The following is a 21,485-nucleotide window of genomic DNA, read 5'->3' as shown; positions in this document are numbered from 1 at the left end:
TTGAAAATTGAATTATATAACGACCATTTTGAAAATGCCAAACGATACCAGATTCCAAGAGCGCAGCTTATTATAGCCGATATCCCATATAACATTGGGACAAACGCATACGGATCGCGTTCAGACTGGTACATTGATGGAGATAACAAAAACGGAGAGAGCAACAAGGCCGGAAAGACTTTCTTTGATACGGATGATGATTTCAAGATTTATAATTTCTTCCAGTTCTGTGTACGATTATTGAAAAAAGAACCTAAAGAAACCGGGAAGGCACCTTGCATGATTATTTTCTGTTCTTGGCAGCAGCTTAATGAGATAAGGGAGTACGCGAAGGGATTTGGATTTAAACACGCACAACCGTTATTTTTCATAAAAAAAACATCATCTCAGGTGCTAAAGGCCAACATGCGTGTGTGCGGAGCGACAGAGACAGCGATTGTGCTCTACCGTGATAAGCTGCCAAAGTTTAACAACAATGGAAGGATGATACTGGATTGGTTTGAGTGGGATAGAGGAGGTAATTATCCTAAAATACATCCAACACAAAAACCTGTCACTTTATTAAAACAACTCATCCAGATTTACACTGATATCGGTGATGTGGTGATTGATCCGGTAGCAGGCAGCGGGTCAACGTTAAGAGCGTGCGCAGAATTAAACCGCAGTTGTTATGGGTTTGAGATAAAAAAAGAGTTTTACAATAAGTCAAAAAAGTTGATGCTCTCAGATGTTAATCTAGCGCTGGAGATTTAGCGATGAAACAGTCAGTAATAGCAGGTCACGCTATAGTAAAAATTGAGGATATACTCAAAAAGTGTGGTTTGGAAAATGTCCTTGTCACTGTTAATGATAAAGATTATGTGGCACTAGATGAAGTAAAGAAAGCGATAAGAGAGTTATATGAAGGAGAAGAAAAATGATGAAACGGATTTTAGATGTTTGTTGCGGAAGTAAAATGTTTTATTTTAATAAAAATAATCCTCTTGTGCATTTCAATGACATCAGAAAGTTAGAGGAACCTCTTTGCGATGGAAGAATGCTTAAGATAGATCCGGATACTCAGTGGGATTTCAGACACCTACCTGTACCGGACAACACCTATGACATGGTTGTGTTTGATCCGCCGCATTTAGTAAAGGTTGGAGATAATTCATGGTTGGCAAAGAAATATGGAAAATTACCGCCAGAATGGAAACCATACTTGAAACAGGGATTTGATGAATGTATGAGGGTGCTTAAACCATATGGAACATTGGTATTCAAATGGAATGAAACAGATATAAAGCAAAAAGAATTGTTTGAAGTATTAGATACTATACCGATATTTGGAGATAAAGGTAGAGGGAATAAGACTTATTGGTTTGTATTCATGAAGGAGAGTGAAAAAGAATGAAAGTATTAAAATTTAGAGTATGGGATTTAATAGAAAAAAGAATGCTGCAATGGGGCGACATCATGAATCTTCCTGCATGGGAGATTTTTCCGGGCACACCAGAGCAACGCGCATTTTACGTCATGCAATGTACAGGATTAAAAGATAAGAATGGTAAAGAAATCTATGATGGAGATATCATAGACATACATCAAACCGTTAACGGATGTAATCTGTTTGTAATTACTTGGGGTGACGTTGGCATTAGTGCTCGATATTTAATTGACAGTGAAATGTTGAGAGAATACGAATATGATATCAAAGAATTATTAGAAGTGAACATTGGAAAATACGAGAAAAGCGTTGAAGTCGTTGGAAATATTTATGAAAATGACGAATTGCTGGAGGTTGTGAGCTTATGATCAACAGAGTGGTATTAGTCGGCAGGCTTACAAAAGACCCGGTGCTGCGTAAGACTGCAAACGGAGCCAGCGTCACAAGCTTTACATTGGCCTGTACCCGCCGATACAAGCAGGAGGGACAGCCGGATGCTGATTTCATCAACACTGTCGTCTGGAACAAGACTGCGGACAGCGTATCACAGTATACACATAAAGGATCACTGGTCGGTGTGGAAGGAAGAATCCAGACACGCAGCTATGATGATAAGGACGGTAAACGCGTTTATGTAACTGAAGTTGTCGCAGACAGTGTACAATTTCTGGAAAGCAAAAGCGCAGCTGCAAGCAATGCGAACAGCAATGCCTATGTACCTGATTATGACCAGGGAAGCAATCATGGCTACCAGAGTGACAACAGCCAGTCCTACTCTAATGACTTTACAAGCAGTACACTGGATATCGCCAGTGATGATCTACCATTTTAAGGAGTATGAATATGAATAAACTTACAGAATTAGCATACAAAGGCAGCGAATCATTAAGAAGTGTAAAAGATTTGAAAGAAGCTTCAATAATAGGTGATATTGAAATTAAGCTATATAAGAAAAATGGTCAAGCTGTTGTGTTTGAACCATTCGCAACACTTGAAGAAGTTATTCTCACATTTGCTAAAATGGCTGCATGCTTCCTGACAGAGAAAGAAATTCTCTTTGTACAGGCTTCTCTTATGGGGTGCATAGACCAGATACCGTCTGACGACTTCGTGGAATGTATGAAAAGCGTTCCTGCAAAATTTAATAAAATGAAAGAGCTATGGGGTAATGGTGATGAGTGAAGTAAGATGCGTATGTGATTTATGTGCCATTGGCATACAGCAAGATAAAATGTGCTATATAGGAGTACAACAATGCTTTAAAAACGGCGTGTATACAAAGTATAAGAGCCGCACAAACAATCCGCCTCTAAAATTTGAAAATTTGCATGAAGGTATGTGGGTGTGGGATGATAAGGAAAAATGGTATAGGAAAATAGTTATTCTTTTTGAACCCAGCCAAGAACACCCTAAAGGTAGTTTTAAGTCATATGCAGATTCATGTGAAACAAGTTTAGATTTTATAGAATTTAAAGAAAACCGTTTCTATCGCGGGGAGGTAACCGATGAAAAAATACAATAGCATAGACGGCCGTATACATACAAACAGCAGGTTGTGGTTTGCTTTCCGGATGGCAGTGAGGAGGTTGAAAAATGCGGAGAACGACCTTAGAAAAAGTATATAATGTTAAAATTGATGAAATCAGAATTGCAGGAAAAAGCGCATATGTGCTGCATGAAGAAAATCTACAATTATTGTTTTATACAATCGGAGAGCTGCAGCAGTATCTGGAAGAGGTTTACTCATGATTGATATAGCACTGGCAGTAATGCTGTATTTTACCTTTATGATGATATGTATAATCAACGAGCACGAAGGCAAGGGGTGATGCAATGCTTTATAAAGATGAGAAAGAATACCTGGAGGGCGAACTCAGGAGTTACCGAAAGATAGTAGACATGTGTGATAAATACATACAAGCGCTAACGGATGCAGAAATAGCAAGATACGGCGTATCATCACCACACTTTAAAGAGGTGATATACGAAAATGCAGGTGATCCATACAAATGCAATTATGCAGATTTAGATGCAGAAGTAAAAAAAGCACTTCATGGGTTATCTGTATGGAACCCGAGAAGAAGATGGATTGAAGAGCGATTGAGCTGTCTTACTCCAACAGAATATAAGATTATCAAGTACAGATATATGATGTCTACAAAAGCCACATATGAATGGATTGCAAGTGTTATACCATGCGGAAAGAACACAGTAATAAGAACAATAGAAAAAGCGTTAGAAAAAATGCTGAAAATAGATTGATTGGGTACTTATACCCGCTGTTTTAGGTGTATAATCGTAATCGAGGAACAGGTATACACTGCAACTCAATTTCTCCCTTACGGTTTACTTACGCGGCATCTTCGGATGCCTGCCGTAATCTACAGACGATTCCCCCCATCCATGTATCGTCTGTAGATTAGGGTAAAATGCTTCCTTGCTTCAAAAACACCCTAAACGCGAAATTACGAAGCAAGCGTTTTAAGGGCCTGGGCTGACGAAATGAGCTTGGCAAACCAGCAGGAAACGAGTTGGTCAATGATGAGATAGCGCACTCATGGAGGTAGACATAAAAAAGGCGCTGTAATTGATATCAAAGCAGGGAAGGACCTCATACTAATGAGAAAACCTGTTAGATATATTGGTTGCCCTGGCGGCAGAATAACCAAAAGAAAAAGCGGTAAGGAATCCTAAGCGGACTTGCCAGCGTAAAGCGTCTGAAAAGGGCGCTTTTAATTTAGTTTTGTTACATAGATAATGTAATAATATAGTTTATAATTCAAAAGTGAAAGGATGTGTGATAAAATGTACTTAAGAAAAAGCAAATTTAAAGGGGATTTTATCATGATATCTGAAAAACTTGTTATGCGGTTTGGTGGGGAGAATGATATTGATTTAGAAACATTGTCTGTATCGTTAAACGCCACAGTTGATACATTGAAGAATTTATCTAACAATCTCATAAGCGAGAATGATTTTTGCAAGTTTAAAGTTTTGAATATACAAAAAGGGAGCTTTGTAATAGACATTGAACAAATAATGGAAATTGCTCCAACAATTATGCCTATGGTGCCGACTGTCATAAAAGCGTTTAAAGAAGTGTTAGAGATAAGAAAGTTTCTAAAAGGCAATCCTCCTAAAGAAATCGTCAAGAGTGATGATGTAACTAAAATAGAAAATAAATACGGCGATATTTATTATGCTAATACAATGACCGTAAATATTTACAATAACGATATTGAAAAAGGAATGGCTACTACAGCAAAAACAGTTTTAAACGATAATGATAGAACGGGCCTTTCTTATGAATTTGTTGATGAAAAAGGAAAGAAAGATTGTTTGGATTTAAATAGAGAAAATCTATCTTATTTATCAATACCTCAAGATGTTGATAAATTTAATAAAGGGATAGAGGAAAATGAAGTTATAACATGGGTTAAAGTGAATAAACCAGATTTAAACGGTAAGTCGCAATGGGGGCTGACTCTAAATGGCAAGAGGATATCTTGTATCATTAGTGATCAGGAGTTCCTTGATAAGGTACATGATGACGAAATCCCCTTTTTGAGTAATACAAAATTATATGTGAAAATGGTAGTGAGATATAAAATCAGAAGCTTTGAAAGTGGTGAATCTTCTGAGATAATCAGTAGAAATATTATCAAGGTATTTGAAATACAGAATGATTAGCACCCAATGAGGTGCTTTTCTTTTACCCAGAAAGGATGATAACATGCAGGCTATACCTATCACGCAAAAAAAAGCAAACGAGTATGTAGCGCAGCTGCACAGGCATCACCCTCCAGTACGGGGAGATATATTTAGAGTTGCATGTGTTTTAGATGGCCGCATATGTGGTGTGGCGCAGGCTGCAAGACCTGTATCCAGACACCTAGACGACGGTAAGACAATAGAGGTGGTAAGATGCTGCACTGACGGGACATATAACGTCTGCAGCTTTTTATATACTCGATTGGCCAGAATCGCAAAGGAAATGGGATACGAGCGGATAATCACTTATATTCTGGAAAGTGAATCAGGATCAAGCCTTAAAGCATCGGGATGGCACAAGGAGGCTGATGTAAAGGGTCACAGTTGGTCATGTAAAAGCCGGCCGAGAAACACACAAGCACCTACGTGCAATAAACAGCGATGGTGCAAGGAGCTGAGAAAGGGATGATAACGTGATATACATAAATAAAAAAACCGGAGAGAAAGTCAGAGCAGAACAATTTTCACAGCAAAACATCATTGCCAGATACGCCAGTGTCAAATTAGAGAGCAAAGAGGGCGCTATCATTAACATGGAGGCAGGAGATTGGATTGTACAATGCGGCTCTAAGGTTTTTGTCGTACGTAAAGAGACATTTAATAAGCTGTATGTACGTGCTGCACCACGGCAGAGGTTAAAGTACGCAGATGCTGATACAGTAATTGACTGGACAGGAGCTGTACTTATGCCAGCAACGTAAGAAAGAAAGGAGGTTAATCTATGCCAAGACAAAGAAGTCCCAGCAGAGACGAAGCTAAGCGGATGTATCTTGATAGCAAAGGTAAGATGCTGCTAAAGGATATTGCTAAAGCTGTAGGTAAGCAAGATACACAGATTCGCAGGTGGAAATCATTAGATCACTGGGACGAGGAATTGAAAGGTAACGTTACTATTCCGAAAGATAACGTTACTAAACAGAACAATGGTATAGAGAAGCCTCCTAAAACAGAGCTACTGCCAGAAGAAATAGAAACACTGAACAATGAGGAGCTGACCGAGAAACAGCGCCTTTTTTGTTTGTATTATGTAAGATGGTTCAATGCGACTAAGGCATATCAAAAAGCATATAGCTGTGACTACTTCACGGCAGCTGCTAACGGTCCACGATTGCTAGGGAATGCTAGAATAAAAGAAGAGATACAAAGAATCAAAGATGCAAAGATCAAACAGACCATGTATTCTACAGAAGATTACTTCCAGAAGATGATTGACATTGCCTATTCGGATGTAACCGATTATCTGTCATTCGGGCAGGAAGAGGTGCATGATAAAAACGGAAACACATTCATGATGAACGTCATAAACCTGAAAGAATCATGTGATGTTGATGGCACACTTATTCAGGAAGTAAAACAGGGCAAAGACGGCTGCTCTATAAAACTTGTCAGCAAAGAGTTTGCGCTAAAATGGCTGGATAAGCATTATAGCGAAGCTACAGACTTACAGAAAGCGCAGCTGGAGCAGTTAAGGGCGCAGACGGATAAGCTTACGGGTAATAATGCTGAGGTTGAAGACCTGGAAGAAACGGACGATATGATCTATGGCGAAGATAACAAAGAAGAAAACGATACAGTATAGATTCGGACAGAAACATATCGACTACATCCGGAAGTGTGTTCAGTGTACAATCAATGTAGCCGAAGGCGCTGTACGTGCCGGTAAGACCGTCGATAACGTGTATGCGTTCGCTCATGAGCTTCGCTTCACGAAAGACCGCATCCATCTGGCCACCGGTTCTACAGTGGCGAATGCGAAGCTTAATATCGGTGACGCCAATGGTTTCGGCTTGGAATACATCTTCCGTGGACAATCGCACTGGGGGAAATACAAGGACAATGACTGTCTGTATATCAAAGGACCCGCAACAGGATATAAACAGCGTATCGTCATCTTTGCAGGTGCGGCCAAGGCAGACAGCTTCAAGAAGATACGTGGAAACTCATATGGCATGTGGATCGCAACTGAAATCAACCTGCATCATGAGAATACGATCCGTGAGGCATTCAACCGGCAGCTGGCAGCTGATAAGCGTAAGATTTTCTGGGACCTCAATCCAGACAACCCAAAGGCTAAGATCTACAGAGACTACATCGACAAATATGCGAAACAGGATGAAGAAGGGGCACTGATCGGTGGCTACAACTATCAGCACTTCACGATATTCGACAACGTAACTGTAACAGAAGAACGTTTTCAGGAGATCATGGCACAGTATGATAAGAACAGCATCTGGTACCAACGTGATATCCTTGGAAAGCGTATGATTGCGGAGGGGCTTATCTACCGTGCATTCGCTGATGCCGTACAATCTGAAGCTGAAACAGGTGAGAATCGGTTCAAGCGTAAGGAAAAACCGAAGAACCTCATGGAGATCATCATCGGCGTGGACTTCGGAGGCAACGGTTCCGGTCATGCGTTTGTTGCGACCGGTATCACCAGAGGATATCAGGAAATCATTACTCTGGCTTCGGAATGGCATGATTGCAGCAAGAAAGATATCGATCCGGACAAGCTGGGGCAGCTATTCATTGACTTCTGCCTGAAGGTACTGAACATGTATGGTAATATCACACATGTCTATTGTGACAGCGCAGAACAGACATTGATCAATGGACTGAAAAGTGCAGCTAGAAAGAACGGACTCGGCTGGCTGCGTATCGACGACGCATTGAAAGAAGTAATAACGGAGCGTATCCGCCTCACCAATAGGATGATGGCGCAGATGCGCTTTTCTTATATGCCAGAGATGTGTGACACACTGGTATCTGCATTATGCACCGCTATCTGGAATCCTAAGGAGATCACAGTGGATGAGCGGCTGGATGATGGGACCAGCGATATAGATACCCTGGATGCATTTGAATATACGATCGAACGGTATATCAAGAAGTTCATCCGGTATGAGTAGGAGGTGATGGAATGAATTTCACAAGGATGATGAGCCTTATTGCAAAAGAACTGAACAAGACTTCAGAAACGCAGGTAGATATGGCTCTAACTATGAAGATGGCTACACAGATAGAGCTTTGGTCTAAGATGTTCCAAAACAAAGCCTTCTGGTTGAATAGAAATGTGAAGAGCTGCAACCTGCCCGCAGCCATCGCTTCCGAGATTGCAAGGCTGGTCACTCTGGAATTGAAATCAGAGATATCCGGAAGTCCTAGAGCGGAGTATCTACAGAAGCCCTATGCAAAGATGCTGAAGGACATCCGAAGGTACGTTGAATACGGATGTGCAAAGGGCGGACTGGTATTCAAACCGTATGTGACAGAACAGGGGATCAGTATCCAATTCATCCAGGCTGACGCATTCTTTCCTGTATCGTTTGACGACTCGGGAAATATCACAAGGTGCGTGTTCGCAGAACAGATGCGGAAAGGCCAGTCGATCTTCACTAGGCTGGAAGATCATGAATTGAAAGGTGACAAGCTGCGTATCACGAATCACGCATACCGTAGTACGACTGATGCAACGCTTGGGACGGAGATACCGGTTCAAAGTGTTCAGGAATGGTCGCGGCTGGAATATGAAGTGATATTCTCCGGTGTTGCGAAAGTACCCTTCGGTTATTTCAAGGTACCGTTGGCCAACGCTGATGATACGGACAGTCCGCTTGGATGCTCTGTATATTCCCGTGCAGTCGACCTGATCCGTGAAGCAGATGTACGCTACAGTCAGATCAGCTGGGAGTATGAAGCAAAGGAGGTCGCTGTCCATATCGGTGAAAGCATGCTGCAGGATGACCCGAACGATAAGAGTAAGAAACTGTATCCACATGGGAAAGACAGACTTTATCGCCCATTGACATTCGATACCGGGGCAAGAGATAAACCGTTGATGGATACCTTCAGTCCGGACATACGCTCTGATCCACTGTTCCAAGGCTTCAATGCGCAGCTGAAGCTCATAGAGTTTAACTGCAGCCTTGCTTATGGTACAATCAGTGATCCGCAGAATGTGGATAAGACTGCAGAAGAGATCAAAAGCAGTAAGCAGAGGTCCTATACCCTCGTATCTGATACGCAGATGGCGCTACAGGATGCCTTGACGGACCTGATCGATGCGATAGATTTCTACTGCAGTATCTATAACCTGTGTCCTTATGGCAACTTTGATGTATCATTCGACTGGGATGACAGTATCGTGGTAGATGCTGAAAAGGAACGTCTTCAGGACATGCAGGAGGTACGTGAGGGGCTGATGCCGAAATGGAAATACAAGGTGAAGTGGCAGGGGCTGACGGAAAAGCAGGCGAAAGCTGAACTATTGCAAGAAGTAGGATCTGGCATCTCGTTTCCAGGAGATGAGCAAGAAAATCCTCAGTTGGGGCTTGATAGCACAGGGGATGAAGATGAAGAAATAGCTGGCAAGGCTTTAAACGGTGCGCAAACACAATCCTTGATTGCTATTATTCAACAATATGCTGCAGGTACTTTGACAATAGGTCAAGCAGTAAATGTGCTGTCCACAGCGATAGGTGTATCTAAGGAAAAAGCAAAAGCAATCTTAGAGGGGACTAGCTAATGCTCGATCCTAAATATCTGAGGGATGTACCGGAGGGAATCGCTGAGTACTTCGACGAACTAGAAACACGTATCCTGAAAGACATCGCCAGAAGGATATCGCAGAATGATTACATGATGACCAGTACAGCTGAATATCAGATGCATAAACTGGAGGAGCTGGGCGTCTCAATGCTGGAGATAGAACAGGCGATATCGGAAGTTCTAAACATCACTGATACGAAAGTGAAAGAGATCATACGCGATTCCTCTTATCGATCTGTGCAGAAAGATAATGATATGGCTAAAGCAGCAGGGATAGAACCTCCGCATCCAGATCTGACACAAGCTATTCTGAATGGTATCCGCTCTACGAATACAGAAATACGTAACATCTGCAATTCGATGGCATCTGCAGCAAACATGGCATTTGAGCACGCTTTGGATCAGGCATATCTTTCTGTATCATCCGGAGCGTTTTCTTTCGCAGATGCAGTGAAAACAGCAGTCAACGATTTAGGAAAGAACGGGATCCGATGGATAGATTATCCAACCGGTGCACATAGAAGAGCTGATAGTGCCATACGCAATGCATTGCGGACAGGTGTCAATCAGACCGCGGCCAGATGTCAGGAGCAGAATCTGGATGAGATGGATTGCAATCTGGTGGAAACGACATCCCATATGGGGGCAAGACCGGAACATGCGAAATGGCAGGGTATGCTGTTCTGGCGGAAAACACCGGTCAATGGACTGCAGAACTTCTATGAAGCTACCGGATACGGAACCGGTGCCGGACTATGCGGGTGGAATTGTCGGCATAACTTCTTTCCAAATTTCGATGGTGAATTATCCTTCGAACACTATGATGAGGAAGCCAACGCAAAGCAGTACGAGCTAGATCAGGAACAGCGTTATAACGAGAGGAAGATCCGTGAATGGAAGCGCAGGCAGGCTGTAAATAAGGCTGGTGGCGTGGACAACACCAGAGAAGCGAAGAAAGTTAGAGAATGGCAGAAACGCCAGGCAGACTTCCTGAAAAAGTATCCAGATATGAAACGTAATTACGCTAGGGAAAGCATATCGAATAGAAAAGTTATGCTAGGGAGCAGTGCTGGCGGTAAAGCAAATGATGCTGCAGGGATACTGATTGAGAAAATCGACATGAAACATGTTGACAATTACATCCATAAATATGAAAATGAAATTAAGGATCTACCGGTTGAGCATTCCTATGTTTTACAGGCTGATGGTAAAGTGTTTCATTATACAGGAGATAAGAAGTCAGTCAGATTTGATGAAGCCAATCTGAAAGATGCGATTATCCTACATAACCACCCTATTTTAGAAGATGTTGAAACAAATTCTTTTGAAAATGATGATTTCTGGTTCTTACAAAATTATGGTCTTGTCATCGATAAATTAAGAGCAACATATGGAAATCTGCGTTATGAAGTAAAGGTCTTGAAAGATATCTCATCAATTGATTATGACAGCTATATGTATGGTGACATTGGAACAGTATTGATGTATGGGGAGATTGAAGGAGATATCCATGAATTGATCTTTAAGCAGCTGGATAAGGAGGGATATATCAAATATGTCAAATCAAAAGCTAAATGATAAACAAAAAGCACTTTTTGAAGAGTGGGTCAAGAAAGACCAGGAGTTAGAAGCATCTTTTCCTCCTTTGAAAGGTCAGCAGCTTAGTACAAGAAAAGTGTTACCGAAAAGAAAACTATTAGAAGAATACAAAAAGAAAATCAGAGAAGCAGCAGATAAGCACTCATAGCGGGTGCTTTTTTAATACCTGGAAGAGGGTGAGATAATGTGTAAACATGCATATATCACGAAGCAGCGAATCTATTATGATAAAGGATGCAGGGTCATACGGGAATATGATACCTGCATTTTTTGTGGACGCAAGACAGAAGAACGTCTCAGCTATATGAATGATCCACCGAAACGAAAGTTGCCCTATTTTGGACCACATTTCAATAGCCACGGCGCAAGGCGTAAAAAGGCGTGCAGTCAAGTGGATGCAACCCATGTGAATAAAGCGTAGACGGAAAGGTAAAAAAATGAAAAGAAAGTTTTTAGAAGATCTCAAGCTCGAAAAAGAAACGATCGATAAGATCATGGACGAGCATGGAAAAGATGTAACGAAACTGACAACAGAACGTGATAATTTCAAAAACCAGTATGAAACTGCACAAACTGCTTTGAAAGGTTTTGAAGGTGTTGATGTCAATGAACTGCAGACAAAGATATCCACGCTGAACACTCAACTTGCGAATAAGGATACAGAATGGCAGGGAAAACTTGATGAATTGGAATTTTCCGGTCTGTTGAAAGATGCTGTTAAAGGAGCAGGGGCCCGCAATGACAAGGCTGTTATTGCTTTGCTGGATGTAGCTAATCTTAAGAAAAGCAAGAATCGTCAGGCAGATATCACCACAGCCTTAGAAGCAGTCAAAAAAGACAACGCCTATCTATTTCAGGACTCCAAGACACCGTATGTTGTTTCGAGGACAGAGGGGCCAAATCAGAATACAGCTGATCAGAAAGATCAGGCAAACGCAGCGTTTAGATCGCTGTTTGGAAAGGAGTAAGTTATGCCAGTAAATATTACAAATCGACAGGATGCGGAAGCTCTTATCAGAGAGCAGGTCGTATCGACAATTTTTCAGGACGCACCGAAGCAGTCCGTATTCATGGGGATGGCACGTAAGCTGCCAAACATGACGAGCAAACAGACACGCATCCGTGTTCTGGACTTTTTACCGACCGCATACTGGGTGAATGGTGATACCGGTATGAAACAGACAACCCGCCAGGCTTGGGACAACGTGTATCTGACAGCGGGTGAGCTGGCCGTTATCGTACCGATTCCGGAAGCAGTTCTTGATGATGCAGAATTTGATATCATGGGTGAGATCACACCACGTGTCAATGAGGCAATCGGACAGTGTGTCGATTCCGCTACCATCTTCGGATATAACCGTCCGGCTGAATGGCAGTCTGATATCATCACACTGGCTCGCCAGGCAGGGAACAATGTCGCTGATACAGGTGACAAGGATCTGTATGACAAGCTGCTGGGTGAAGGCGGTGTATTCTCCAAGGTAGAAGAGGACGGCTACATGGTAAGCGGCTGTCTGTCTGCGCTAGGCATGCGTGCTAAGCTGCGTGGACTTCGTGCAACTGATGGGGCATTGATCTTCAAGAGCGATATGCAGGGTTCTACGCAGTATGCACTTGATGGAGCACCGATGTATTTCCCTACGAATGGCAGCTATGACAAAAACATCGCACAGCTGGTAGCCGGTGACTTCAAGCAGGCGGTATATGCGATCCGTCAGGATATCACAGTAAAGATCCTCGACCAGGGCGTTATTCAGGATCCGGTCACCAAGGAGATCGTATATAACCTTGCACAGCAGGACATGATTGCGCTTCGTGTCGTATTCCGTATGGGCTGGGCATTGCCGAACGCAGCAACCCGTCTTGATGAGAATCGTACCGGCTGCGCATTCGCTTACCTGGAGCCTGCAACGCCGTATACGGCACAAAAGGTGACTTTCACTGTCAAGGATGGCAGCGGTGAAGATGCTAATCTGGTAGAGAAAGCACGCGTCGATGTGAACGGCGCTAAACTGATGACAGGTGCTGATGGTACTGTGGAATTTAATTTACGTGAAGGGACTTATCCTGTGAAGATCACGAAGAAAGACCACATCACGGTCAACGATACTGTAGTCGTAGCAAAGACTGCAGTAACGAAGGATGTCGTATTGATCAAGAACCAGTAGGAGAGGGAATCCTCTCCTTACCTTTAAGGAGGTGCTGAAATGGATTATCGGTATTATAGAGATGATTACAAGGGGACGGTTAGGGAAGCGGAGTTCAATGTATTGCTTCCAAAAGCTGAAGCAGTCTTAAAGATGTATATAGATGACCGCGTAAGGACTGATCAACTGCAGGACACATTAGATGGCTATGGGAACTTCGATAAGGCGTTGTGCTTTGAAGTCGATTATATCGATCAAAATGGCGGTACAGCAGCGGTGAACGGTGCATCTGACCTCGATCTGAAGCAGGTACAGTCAAGCGGCTATACATTTCAGATGGGAAATGGCGGACAGTCCTATAAAGGGATCCCGTTTTCGCCACTCGCTAAGTCTGTAATAATGACAGAGCTACGCCGCAACGGTCTGCTCAAACTGGGGTGGAACTGGTGAGAGTGCTGCCAAGAAGATTCCGACCTCATACAGTACAGCTGATCAAGCAGCTACATGAGGATGATAACGGAGCGACAGCTGAGCAGGTCATCACGATACTGCATGTGAAAGCAGACCCAAGTTACGGAATGCAGCAGTCAAAGCGCGGGATTACAACTGATGACAAGATCATCGTGTATATAGAACTTGGTGATTACACTGCCTATGATGAAAATGACCGTGTACTGCAGTATGGAACAGATTTTATTATCAGTACCAATGATACGCTAAAATTCCGTGATGATGAATACACCATCACAGGAGTAAATGAGATATTTCTCGATGGTACGAAGCCGATCAGAGTGGAGATAACAGGGAAATGAGTGTTAAGGTAAAGGTCCAGTTTGACGGGGATGCCCGCATGTTAAAAGACCGGATGAAGCTAACAAAATGTAAAAAGAAGCTCATAAGCCAGGTTATCAAGGACACGACACCGTATGTGCCAATGCAGGATGGTATTTTGTATATGTCTGCGTTAGTTAATCAAAATCGCTATAAGGATAAAATTGTCTGGACAGGACCGTATGCACGCTTCTTGTATCACGGGAAAGTGATGGTCGGTATACGTTCACGTAGAGCATGGGCAAGACTTGGAGAAGTCAAAGAGACTACGAGCAAGGCATTGAAGTATGGTAAGACGCATCCGCTTGCCGGCCCTGAATGGTATATCCGTTCCAAAAGCAAAAACAAAGGGAAATGGGTGAAATTGACGAAAGGATGGTTCAAGCATGGCTAATGTAGCACTGGAGGATGTCAGGCAGATCGTCGAAGAGCTGTTCATGGGATACATCAGTAAGATCCAGATTCCAAACACAAAGGGATGGTATCTGGAGTATTTTCCAAACTCCAAAGAAACGGCGATCTGTTTCAAACGAATGAATGATGTTCCGATCCTTCAGCAGTATATCACTGGTGGATATAAGGCTGAGTTTTCATTCACGGTAAGCATGCAGGCATCTGTTAAGGATACCAGACATAATCTTGACATCACGAAGCCGTTGAATGACCTGGCTGCGACATTTGCACGAGAGACAAGAGAAGGGTTTCCGAATCTTACTCTTACGGATGCGAAGCCGATTAGTTTGGAAATGACATCAACACCGGTAGATGATACTGGAGAAAAAGAAAAGACGGCTACCTTCGTGGCAGCCTACAAATTAGTATATGAAAAGAAAGGAGCGTTTGAGTAATGGCATTTACACCAAAAAGTACTGTCGTCAATCGACATGAGAATCTGAACTATGCTATATGGGATGGTATCGAGAAGCCGGTCCTTGCCGGTACTGGTATCACGGACTGGACAGAGGACGCATCACCGAATACAGATGACGGACAGTATATCAATGAAAAGAACCAGCATTCCAATATGACAGGATATGCACCGTCAGTATCGTATTCGGGAGAATTGATTCCGGATAACGCCTTTGTCATGCATGTGTATGAGGTAGGTAAGAAAAAGCTGATCGGAGAGATGTTTACGGCCTATGAAGTAGAAACATGGGCGCCGATCGAAGGGTCTGCAGGGGAATTTGCAGCACATAAGTCTGAGTATGAGATCCAACCATCCAATCCAGGATCCGGTGAGGGTGGCGGTAAAATCGCACTGGAAGGAACCTTCGCACAAAAGGGTGACAGCTTGCATGGTAAATACAATGTCGCAGATGGAACATTCACAGAGGGCGTGTATGATTACAAGACCGGTACCTTCAAAGCAGATGGAGTGGGGGCATAGCAGATGAAAATCACATTACAGGAAAACATCATCCCACTAGATATTGCAGGACTACACTTCGAAATGGATGCGGATGATATCACATTGCATCAGACGATCAGCGATTTCATGGAAAAGTATCGCGGGAATCGACTTGTAACGGAAACCTTTATCGATGACTGCCGGAATACTATTGACGGACTGTTGGGCGCTGGTGTATATCGTAAGATCTTCCATAAGGATGATTTAAAGCCTTATTATGTTATCCTGCAGCTTGCAGAAGCACTAAAAGAACGTCTGGAGGAAGCTGCTACGACAGAGCAGATGAAAAAGCGTCAGCAGTCCGCAGAAAAGGAGCTTCAGGCAGTACAGGGGATCGTCAATAGTATGGAGCGGTTCACAAAGCAGATGGAATATGCGGATGGAAAGTACGGTATGAAGAATGTGGCTAACAAGAGACGACCTGCCAAGAACCGTAAGAGCAGATAACAGAGACTATACGATAGATACAGATTTCCGTACTTGGATGAAATTTGAGATTATCATGGTCGATGCAGGGATCGAAATGGATTACAAATTGTATTTCATGATACGGGGAGTCATGAACATGCCTGATGATATTTCAGAAGAGTTGATCCAGGCTCTTTTTTCTTTCTACAGGCTCGATAAACCGATACGGAAAACCTCTGGCAAGCAAGGTGAAATCGGATATCGTTTTGACTATGATATGGGCCTCATCGTAGCTGCATTCCGCCAGCAGTATGGCATCGATCTGCTTGCCGCAGAGCTGCACTGGTGGGAATTCAAAAGTCTATTTGAGGGACTTACAGATCAGACGAAGTTCATCCAGGTGGTAGGTTATCGTACTGCGGATATCTCAAAACTGGATAAGGAACAGAAACAGCGTTATACGGAATTGAAAAAGTTTTATGCGCTCCCTAAGGAAAAAGCGCAGGATAGGTCGCAGGAGGAACTAGAGGCAGAGATCTTGTCAGGACTGAAGGGCGGTGATGCGGATTGTTAGGGAACAGTGATGGCTCCATCATCATTGAGGTAGATCTTAATGATAAAGACTATGAATCACGCCTGAAGTCGATGGAGGGGAAAACGAAATCTTTCGGTACGCAGCTGAAAAGCCTTCTGAGTGCAGTCGGAATCACCAAGGCTGTCTCTGCAGGCTTCAACGCCATGAAATCATCCATAGGAAGTGCGATGGACCGCATCGATACGATGGATCAGTTCACACGTACCATGACGACGATGACAGGCTCTTCCAAGATTGCAGAACAGGCACTGGTCAAAATCAAGGATACCGTGACAGGGACTGCATATGGACTTGATGTAGCAGCGCAGAGCTGTCAGAAGTTCGTGACGTCCGGTATGTCAATGGACAAGGCAACAGGACAGGTGAAGACCTGGGCAGATGCGGTTGCATTCTATGGGGATGGTACGAATGAGACATACGCCAATGTAACAGATGCGATCGCAAAGATGGTCGCACAGGGGAAGGTCCAGGGAGATCAGTTGGACCGGTTGACGGATGCCGGTATCCCTGCAGTGCAGCTGTTTGCGGATGCGACTGGCCAGAGTTTCTCTGATGTTCGTGAAGCACTATCAGATGGCAGCATCTCATCAGAAGAGTTTTTGAATGTCCTGCAGGATGCGATGGAAAAAGGAACTAACAAGTTTGCGGCCATTGATGGTGCTGCCAAAGAGGCAGGCGCTTCCTGGAAGGGGACTTTCGATAATATGAAGGCTGCTATCACACGAGGGATGGTAGCTATCATAGAGTCGATCGACGAAGTGCTGCAGAGTAATGGTCTGCCAACCTTGAAGGAAATGATCTCCGATGTTGGGAAGGTCATGGAAAAGGGATTGAATTATGCTGCAGAGCATCTTCCAGAGTTGATCTCATTGATCAAGAAGCTGCTACCGGTCGTAATCAGCGTGGGGAGTGCGTTCGCTGCTTGGAAGATCACAAATACAGTGAGCAAAGCGAGTAAGTCTATATCGGATTTTTTGTCACTGGCGAGTGGTGGTACTGGTATCGTGAACGCATTACTGTTGAAATTAGATGCAGGTGGTGGATCGTTCTCTAAACTTGCTGCAGGTGCTATAGGCGCAAAAGGCGGTATCAAGGGGCTGGGCAGCGCTTTGGTGGCTGCTGCCGGTGGGCCTGTCACATTGATCGTTGCAGCTATAGCTGCAGTAGTGGCTGCCTTCGTATATTTCTGGAATACCTCTGAGGAATTCCGGCAGTTCTGGATAGACCTGTGGAACGGCATCGTTGAATGGTGTTCAGGTGCAGTGGACAGTATTGTCGAGTTTTTTACCGTGACGATACCACAGGGATGGGAAGATTTCAAGACAAGCCTGCAGGAGCTGTGTGACAGCATCGTTCAATGGTTTCAAGATGCATGGAACAGCGTCATAGCTTTCTTCACAGAAACGATTCCGGCGTGGATCCAGAGTGTGATCGACTGGTTCAATCAATTACCGTATAACATTGGTTATATGGTCGGACAGATCATTGGTCATTTCATCCAGTGGGGCATCGATCTGAAGAACTTCGTTACAGAAGATATTCCGGCATTCATAAACTCGGTAGTAGAATGGTTCAAGTCATTACCAGGAAAGATATGGGAATGGTTGAAGAGCGCATGGGAGAAAGTCAAGACCTGGGGAAGCAATATATATACCAGTGCAAGAGATTGGGTATCAAAAACAATTGATAGCGTTGTCGATTGGTTTAGGTCTCTGCCAGGAAAGATTTGGACATGGCTCACAAATGCAGTGTCTAAAGTAAGGGACTGGGGTTCTAATTTATGGAACACTGGTATCAACGCCGCAAAGCAGCTCGTGGATTCTGTTGTCCAGAAAGCAAAGGAATTGCCTGGCAAGATGGTAGATATCGGTATAAACCTTATCAAGGGGCTGTGGGAAGGTATCGGAAGTGTAAAGGATTGGATCCTGGATAAGATCAGTGGGTTTTGCGATGGAATCGTCGATGGTATGTTGGATTTCTTCGGCATCCATTCCCCTTCCAGACTGCTGCGTGATCTTGTAGGTAAGATGCTGCCTCCAGGTATTGCCGTGGGATTTGAAATGGCCATGCCGAAGTCAACGAAGGATATCCTTAATGAGGTTGACGGTATGAATGCGGAATTGCAGAAACAAGTGAATGCCAGCGTGAATGACATCGGTGTACCTTTGGAAACGAATGCCAGGATCACGCAGCAGCAGAGTGTCGTGAACGCGTTCCCAAAGACTATGCAGCTAGTACGTAATGGTGTTAATGAGTTTAGATTCGTATTGGATAACGGCGCAGAAATCGCGCATTGGCTTGCACCTGAAATGGGTGTTGAGCTTGCAGAACTTAGATAGGAGGATGTGACATGCGAATAAACAACAAGCGGATGGAACGATTCCATATGAGAGTAAATTCCTTCACATATCAGCCCTATGCAGTAGAGCGTGAGGTCTTTCAGCCTGAACGCTCCCTGCGTCCTGTTCTTGGCAAAAGAGTGCTGACGCCGAAGAGTATGCAACTGATAGCTGAGTTTCGCAGCAAGAAGGATATATCTGATTTTCTGGCAGAGCTATTGAACCATGAAGAGAACATGATCGACATCGAAGATGGATTCAAATATCGGTGCTATCTATCCAAACTGAGCCAACCCGTAGACGAATACTGGCAGGGCTGGTACAGGGTGACGATCCCGTTGTCCGTCATACAGGAAGGAAGCAGACGCCAGTTGTTACTTAGTAAGGCGGAAAACCATATCGTTGTCGCAGGTAATTGGCAAACAGAATGTGTGTATGAAATAACGCCAATGGCAGCTATGGATTCCTTCACTATTGACGGGCATACCATCCGGAAGCTGTATGCAAACAGAACGGTCTATTTCGATGGTGAATTGAAAAAAGTTTATACAGATACAGAGCCGAATAAATATCCGGATTGTACGCTGAAACAGAACAGCTTTCCTACATTGGATCCGGGAAGTCAAAAAATCAGTATGAGCAGTACGTCTGTAAAAGTCGTATTGAAATATACACCAATTTTCGTATAGGAGGAACAAGATGCTTGAAATTTACACAAAGGAAGGTTGGTTACCGATTACCAATCGGCAGAATTACTATACATCATATGAATATGACGGTACCCAGACTTTATGCTTTGACATTTCGCCCAGTGATGAAATGTACCGGTATATCGCCAATGAAACATCTGTCAGAAATGAAGAGAACCGCTATCTGATTAAAGATATCAACAAGAGAAAGACAGCATGCACGATAACCTGCAGCCTGGATATGGATGACTGGCATCAAAACGAGCCTTATCTCAACACGAAGGATATAGCAAAGTTTCAGACAAAGAGCCTATCAGAGATTCTGGAAGCGATCAAACCGTCTGGCTGGTCTATCTTAAACGCAGGTATACGGGATTATCGAAGGACCCTAGAGATGGAAGATGCGTCTGATTATGAAGTGTTATTCAAATGTCAGGAGATATTCAGTGTTACATATGAGGTCCGAACACTTGATAAACAGATCGTTGTAAAGGATCCTGAACAGGTCATAGATAAAGGAATCTATATCACCCCACAGTTGAATCTGGAAAGTGTTAAGATGAAAGGCAATTCAAAAGATTTCGCCACCAGGATCACAGCATATGGAAAGCAGAATGAGGATGGCAGCTATGTCAATTTTGCATCCATAAATGGAGGTAAGACATACGTTGAGGATAATAAATATGCAGGCAAGGTGCATCCGATCTGGATTGTATGGAAGGATGAACGATATACGATTCCGGAGAACCTACTTGCTGATGCGAAAAAGAAGTTGAAGGAACAGGCATATCCGGTATTATCCTTTGAGGTCACGGTCAATGACCTTGCGGAAACAGATGATAGGTACAGCTTCCTGAAGATGGGGCTGTATGACATTGCACACGTAATTATTGACGAGCATACTGAGATAATTGAAAAGGTGATCAAGCTGCAGAGGCATCACGATTCTCCGGAGAAGAACAAGATCACGTTATCCTCAGAACCGCAAACCATAACAGGAAAGGTGAATGATGCAATATCCATTCTTGGCAACGATGGTGAAAAACTGAAAGGATCAGTGTTGCAGCAGGCGCAGGAGATGGCAACGAAGCTGATAAATGCATGGGCAGAGAAAGGATACATCTACCAGACACAGAATGAGATCTATATTTTGGATGCATTACCGAAAGAGAATGCGAAGTATTGCATTAGGATGAATCTTGGAGGTATAGCATTCAGTCAGAATGGATGGCAGGGACCGTATAATTCAGCTTGGACGATCGATGGGAAGTTCAATGCTGATTTCATAACAGCCGGAACATTAAGAGGTATCCGGATCATGATAGGCGATAACTTCTCAGTTATGGAAGATGGCACCATGAAGTGCGCAGATGCGACAATGCGCAACGTAACGGTGGAATCGGGAACATTTAAAGGAAATCTTACAACAAATTATGATGCTTATATCGGTCACAATTTACATTTAAGCCATGAAGTAGGGATGTTCAGTCAAATAACGCTCGGAGAAAATGGAGATACAGCAATCACGATGAGTGACGATCAAATCAGAATAGGGATCTTGAACAATAATCAGGATTTGTTATCAAGACCGTTTATATCGATAACCAAGGACGATATATTTTTAAACCTTAATGAAGACAACCATATCCGTATAAGTTCGATTTTAGGAGTGACGATGAAAACGAAAGGTAAGGTTATTGATATGAATTATGATATCTAAC

29 protein-coding genes and 1 pseudogene are annotated in these 21,485 nt (G+C 43.3%); all 30 read left to right on the top strand.

What is annotated here, in order from left to right:
* The 30 genes and pseudogenes from G4D54_19705 to G4D54_19560 all read left to right on the top strand — a co-directional run bounded on the left by G4D54_19705 (position 1) and on the right by G4D54_19560 (position 21,484).
* Positions 1-753, top strand: a complete 753-nt coding sequence (locus G4D54_19705) for a site-specific DNA-methyltransferase (protein ID QJA04493.1) — start codon at positions 1-3, stop codon at positions 751-753.
* A 2-nt stretch (positions 754-755) separates the two neighbouring features.
* The gene (locus G4D54_19700; protein QJA04492.1) at positions 756-920 is read left to right on the top strand and encodes a hypothetical protein; all 165 of its coding nucleotides are present in this window, start codon (positions 756-758) and stop codon (positions 918-920) included.
* On the top strand, positions 920-1,393 hold the full coding sequence (locus G4D54_19695; GenBank protein ID QJA05244.1) for a class I SAM-dependent methyltransferase: 474 nt from the start codon (positions 920-922) through the stop codon (positions 1,391-1,393). Before G4D54_19700 ends, G4D54_19695 begins: the two co-directional genes overlap by 1 nt.
* Positions 1,390-1,794, top strand: coding sequence for a hypothetical protein (locus G4D54_19690; protein ID QJA04491.1), 405 nt, complete (start codon positions 1,390-1,392; stop codon positions 1,792-1,794). The genes G4D54_19695 and G4D54_19690 overlap by 4 nt, the downstream gene beginning before the upstream one ends.
* Complete coding sequence (gene ssb / locus G4D54_19685) at positions 1,791-2,258, top strand: single-stranded DNA-binding protein (protein ID QJA04490.1); 468 nt, start codon at positions 1,791-1,793, stop codon at positions 2,256-2,258. The genes G4D54_19690 and ssb overlap by 4 nt, the downstream gene beginning before the upstream one ends.
* Positions 2,259-2,269: 11 nt before the next feature.
* Complete coding sequence (locus G4D54_19680; GenBank protein QJA04489.1) at positions 2,270-2,608, top strand: hypothetical protein; 339 nt, start codon at positions 2,270-2,272, stop codon at positions 2,606-2,608.
* Entirely contained in the window at positions 2,601-2,948 is a 348-nt protein-coding gene (locus G4D54_19675; protein QJA04488.1) for a hypothetical protein, read from the top strand. The genes G4D54_19680 and G4D54_19675 overlap by 8 nt, the downstream gene beginning before the upstream one ends.
* A 71-nt stretch (positions 2,949-3,019) precedes the next feature.
* Positions 3,020-3,175, top strand: a complete 156-nt coding sequence (locus G4D54_19670; GenBank protein QJA04487.1) for a hypothetical protein — start codon at positions 3,020-3,022, stop codon at positions 3,173-3,175.
* An 84-nt stretch (positions 3,176-3,259) separates the two neighbouring features.
* Positions 3,260-3,688 (top strand): hypothetical protein, encoded by a 429-nt coding sequence (locus G4D54_19665; protein QJA04486.1) that lies wholly within the window; start codon positions 3,260-3,262, stop codon positions 3,686-3,688.
* Between the two features lie 531 nt (positions 3,689-4,219).
* Positions 4,220-5,116, top strand: a complete 897-nt coding sequence (locus G4D54_19660; protein ID QJA04485.1) for a hypothetical protein — start codon at positions 4,220-4,222, stop codon at positions 5,114-5,116.
* 43 nt (positions 5,117-5,159) lie between these two features.
* Positions 5,160-5,606: a hypothetical protein gene (locus tag G4D54_19655; protein ID QJA04484.1), complete on the top strand. Its 447-nt coding sequence runs from the start codon at positions 5,160-5,162 to the stop codon at positions 5,604-5,606.
* A 4-nt stretch (positions 5,607-5,610) separates the two neighbouring features.
* A complete protein-coding gene (locus G4D54_19650; protein QJA04483.1) occupies positions 5,611-5,898 on the top strand; it encodes a hypothetical protein in 288 nt (95 codons plus the stop codon).
* 20 nt (positions 5,899-5,918) lie between these two features.
* Complete coding sequence (locus G4D54_19645) at positions 5,919-6,776, top strand: hypothetical protein (GenBank protein ID QJA04482.1); 858 nt, start codon at positions 5,919-5,921, stop codon at positions 6,774-6,776.
* On the top strand, positions 6,739-8,106 hold the full coding sequence (locus G4D54_19640; GenBank protein QJA04481.1) for a PBSX family phage terminase large subunit: 1,368 nt from the start codon (positions 6,739-6,741) through the stop codon (positions 8,104-8,106). Before G4D54_19645 ends, G4D54_19640 begins: the two co-directional genes overlap by 38 nt.
* An 11-nt stretch (positions 8,107-8,117) precedes the next feature.
* Positions 8,118-9,482 (top strand): annotated as a pseudogene (locus G4D54_19635) (phage portal protein).
* 239 nt (positions 9,483-9,721) lie between these two features.
* Positions 9,722-11,323 carry a minor capsid protein gene (locus tag G4D54_19630; GenBank protein QJA04480.1) on the top strand — a complete coding sequence of 534 codons (1,602 nt, stop codon included), beginning with the start codon at positions 9,722-9,724 and terminating at the stop codon, positions 11,321-11,323.
* A complete protein-coding gene (locus tag G4D54_19625) occupies positions 11,301-11,492 on the top strand; it encodes a hypothetical protein (GenBank protein ID QJA04479.1) in 192 nt (63 codons plus the stop codon). Before G4D54_19630 ends, G4D54_19625 begins: the two co-directional genes overlap by 23 nt.
* A gap of 36 nt (positions 11,493-11,528) precedes the next feature.
* Positions 11,529-11,765: a hypothetical protein gene (locus G4D54_19620; protein ID QJA00897.1), complete on the top strand. Its 237-nt coding sequence runs from the start codon at positions 11,529-11,531 to the stop codon at positions 11,763-11,765.
* A 16-nt stretch (positions 11,766-11,781) separates the two neighbouring features.
* Positions 11,782-12,312 carry a hypothetical protein gene (locus G4D54_19615; GenBank protein ID QJA04478.1) on the top strand — a complete coding sequence of 177 codons (531 nt, stop codon included), beginning with the start codon at positions 11,782-11,784 and terminating at the stop codon, positions 12,310-12,312.
* 3 nt (positions 12,313-12,315) lie between these two features.
* Entirely contained in the window at positions 12,316-13,512 is a 1,197-nt protein-coding gene (locus G4D54_19610; protein QJA04477.1) for a phage major capsid protein, read from the top strand.
* Between the two features lie 39 nt (positions 13,513-13,551).
* Positions 13,552-13,941 carry a hypothetical protein gene (locus G4D54_19605; protein QJA04476.1) on the top strand — a complete coding sequence of 130 codons (390 nt, stop codon included), beginning with the start codon at positions 13,552-13,554 and terminating at the stop codon, positions 13,939-13,941.
* Complete coding sequence (locus tag G4D54_19600) at positions 13,938-14,303, top strand: hypothetical protein (protein QJA04475.1); 366 nt, start codon at positions 13,938-13,940, stop codon at positions 14,301-14,303. Before G4D54_19605 ends, G4D54_19600 begins: the two co-directional genes overlap by 4 nt.
* The gene (locus tag G4D54_19595) at positions 14,300-14,716 is read left to right on the top strand and encodes a minor capsid protein (GenBank protein ID QJA04474.1); all 417 of its coding nucleotides are present in this window, start codon (positions 14,300-14,302) and stop codon (positions 14,714-14,716) included. Before G4D54_19600 ends, G4D54_19595 begins: the two co-directional genes overlap by 4 nt.
* Positions 14,709-15,170 carry an ABC transporter permease gene (locus G4D54_19590; protein QJA04473.1) on the top strand — a complete coding sequence of 154 codons (462 nt, stop codon included), beginning with the start codon at positions 14,709-14,711 and terminating at the stop codon, positions 15,168-15,170. The genes G4D54_19595 and G4D54_19590 overlap by 8 nt, the downstream gene beginning before the upstream one ends.
* On the top strand, positions 15,170-15,712 hold the full coding sequence (locus G4D54_19585; protein ID QJA04472.1) for a hypothetical protein: 543 nt from the start codon (positions 15,170-15,172) through the stop codon (positions 15,710-15,712). The genes G4D54_19590 and G4D54_19585 overlap by 1 nt, the downstream gene beginning before the upstream one ends.
* Before the next feature lie 3 nt (positions 15,713-15,715).
* Positions 15,716-16,180, top strand: a complete 465-nt coding sequence (locus G4D54_19580; GenBank protein ID QJA04471.1) for a hypothetical protein — start codon at positions 15,716-15,718, stop codon at positions 16,178-16,180.
* Positions 16,134-16,715, top strand: a complete 582-nt coding sequence (locus tag G4D54_19575) for a hypothetical protein (protein ID QJA04470.1) — start codon at positions 16,134-16,136, stop codon at positions 16,713-16,715. The genes G4D54_19580 and G4D54_19575 overlap by 47 nt, the downstream gene beginning before the upstream one ends.
* Positions 16,709-19,075 (top strand): tape measure protein, encoded by a 2,367-nt coding sequence (locus G4D54_19570; protein QJA04469.1) that lies wholly within the window; start codon positions 16,709-16,711, stop codon positions 19,073-19,075. The genes G4D54_19575 and G4D54_19570 overlap by 7 nt, the downstream gene beginning before the upstream one ends.
* Before the next feature lie 11 nt (positions 19,076-19,086).
* Complete coding sequence (locus G4D54_19565) at positions 19,087-19,764, top strand: hypothetical protein (protein QJA04468.1); 678 nt, start codon at positions 19,087-19,089, stop codon at positions 19,762-19,764.
* Between the two features lie 10 nt (positions 19,765-19,774).
* A complete protein-coding gene (locus tag G4D54_19560; protein QJA04467.1) occupies positions 19,775-21,484 on the top strand; it encodes a hypothetical protein in 1,710 nt (569 codons plus the stop codon).
* The last annotated feature ends 1 nt before the right edge of the window (position 21,485 follow it).

This window comes from [Clostridium] innocuum (genome assembly GCA_012317185.1).
In the GTDB taxonomy this organism is placed as follows: domain Bacteria; phylum Bacillota_I; class Bacilli_A; order Erysipelotrichales; family Erysipelotrichaceae; genus Clostridium_AQ; species Clostridium_AQ innocuum.
Note: the sequence above shows the minus strand (reverse complement) of the source record. Positions and strands in the feature narration are given on the sequence as shown.

Excerpts from the sequence above, each read along its gene's own strand:
- G4D54_19700 (QJA04492.1), top strand. The coding sequence starts at position 756 with ATGAAACAGTCAGTAATAGCAGGTCACGCTATAGTAAAAATTGAGGAT.
- G4D54_19695 (QJA05244.1), top strand. The coding sequence starts at position 920 with ATGAAACGGATTTTAGATGTTTGTTGCGGAAGTAAAATGTTTTATTTT.
- G4D54_19690 (QJA04491.1), top strand. The coding sequence starts at position 1,390 with ATGAAAGTATTAAAATTTAGAGTATGGGATTTAATAGAAAAAAGAATG.
- ssb (QJA04490.1), top strand. The coding sequence starts at position 1,791 with ATGATCAACAGAGTGGTATTAGTCGGCAGGCTTACAAAAGACCCGGTG.
- G4D54_19680 (QJA04489.1), top strand. The coding sequence starts at position 2,270 with ATGAATAAACTTACAGAATTAGCATACAAAGGCAGCGAATCATTAAGA.
- G4D54_19675 (QJA04488.1), top strand. The coding sequence starts at position 2,601 with ATGAGTGAAGTAAGATGCGTATGTGATTTATGTGCCATTGGCATACAG.
- G4D54_19670 (QJA04487.1), top strand. The coding sequence starts at position 3,020 with ATGCGGAGAACGACCTTAGAAAAAGTATATAATGTTAAAATTGATGAA.
- G4D54_19665 (QJA04486.1), top strand. The coding sequence starts at position 3,260 with ATGCTTTATAAAGATGAGAAAGAATACCTGGAGGGCGAACTCAGGAGT.
- G4D54_19660 (QJA04485.1), top strand. The coding sequence starts at position 4,220 with ATGTGTGATAAAATGTACTTAAGAAAAAGCAAATTTAAAGGGGATTTT.
- G4D54_19655 (QJA04484.1), top strand. The coding sequence starts at position 5,160 with ATGCAGGCTATACCTATCACGCAAAAAAAAGCAAACGAGTATGTAGCG.
- G4D54_19645 (QJA04482.1), top strand. The coding sequence starts at position 5,919 with ATGCCAAGACAAAGAAGTCCCAGCAGAGACGAAGCTAAGCGGATGTAT.
- G4D54_19640 (QJA04481.1), top strand. The coding sequence starts at position 6,739 with ATGGCGAAGATAACAAAGAAGAAAACGATACAGTATAGATTCGGACAG.
- G4D54_19630 (QJA04480.1), top strand. The coding sequence starts at position 9,722 with ATGCTCGATCCTAAATATCTGAGGGATGTACCGGAGGGAATCGCTGAG.
- G4D54_19625 (QJA04479.1), top strand. The coding sequence starts at position 11,301 with ATGTCAAATCAAAAGCTAAATGATAAACAAAAAGCACTTTTTGAAGAG.
- G4D54_19620 (QJA00897.1), top strand. The coding sequence starts at position 11,529 with ATGTGTAAACATGCATATATCACGAAGCAGCGAATCTATTATGATAAA.
- G4D54_19615 (QJA04478.1), top strand. The coding sequence starts at position 11,782 with ATGAAAAGAAAGTTTTTAGAAGATCTCAAGCTCGAAAAAGAAACGATC.
- G4D54_19610 (QJA04477.1), top strand. The coding sequence starts at position 12,316 with ATGCCAGTAAATATTACAAATCGACAGGATGCGGAAGCTCTTATCAGA.
- G4D54_19605 (QJA04476.1), top strand. The coding sequence starts at position 13,552 with ATGGATTATCGGTATTATAGAGATGATTACAAGGGGACGGTTAGGGAA.
- G4D54_19595 (QJA04474.1), top strand. The coding sequence starts at position 14,300 with ATGAGTGTTAAGGTAAAGGTCCAGTTTGACGGGGATGCCCGCATGTTA.
- G4D54_19590 (QJA04473.1), top strand. The coding sequence starts at position 14,709 with ATGGCTAATGTAGCACTGGAGGATGTCAGGCAGATCGTCGAAGAGCTG.
- G4D54_19585 (QJA04472.1), top strand. The coding sequence starts at position 15,170 with ATGGCATTTACACCAAAAAGTACTGTCGTCAATCGACATGAGAATCTG.
- G4D54_19580 (QJA04471.1), top strand. The coding sequence starts at position 15,716 with ATGAAAATCACATTACAGGAAAACATCATCCCACTAGATATTGCAGGA.
- G4D54_19575 (QJA04470.1), top strand. The coding sequence starts at position 16,134 with ATGTGGCTAACAAGAGACGACCTGCCAAGAACCGTAAGAGCAGATAAC.
- G4D54_19565 (QJA04468.1), top strand. The coding sequence starts at position 19,087 with ATGCGAATAAACAACAAGCGGATGGAACGATTCCATATGAGAGTAAAT.
- G4D54_19560 (QJA04467.1), top strand. The coding sequence starts at position 19,775 with ATGCTTGAAATTTACACAAAGGAAGGTTGGTTACCGATTACCAATCGG.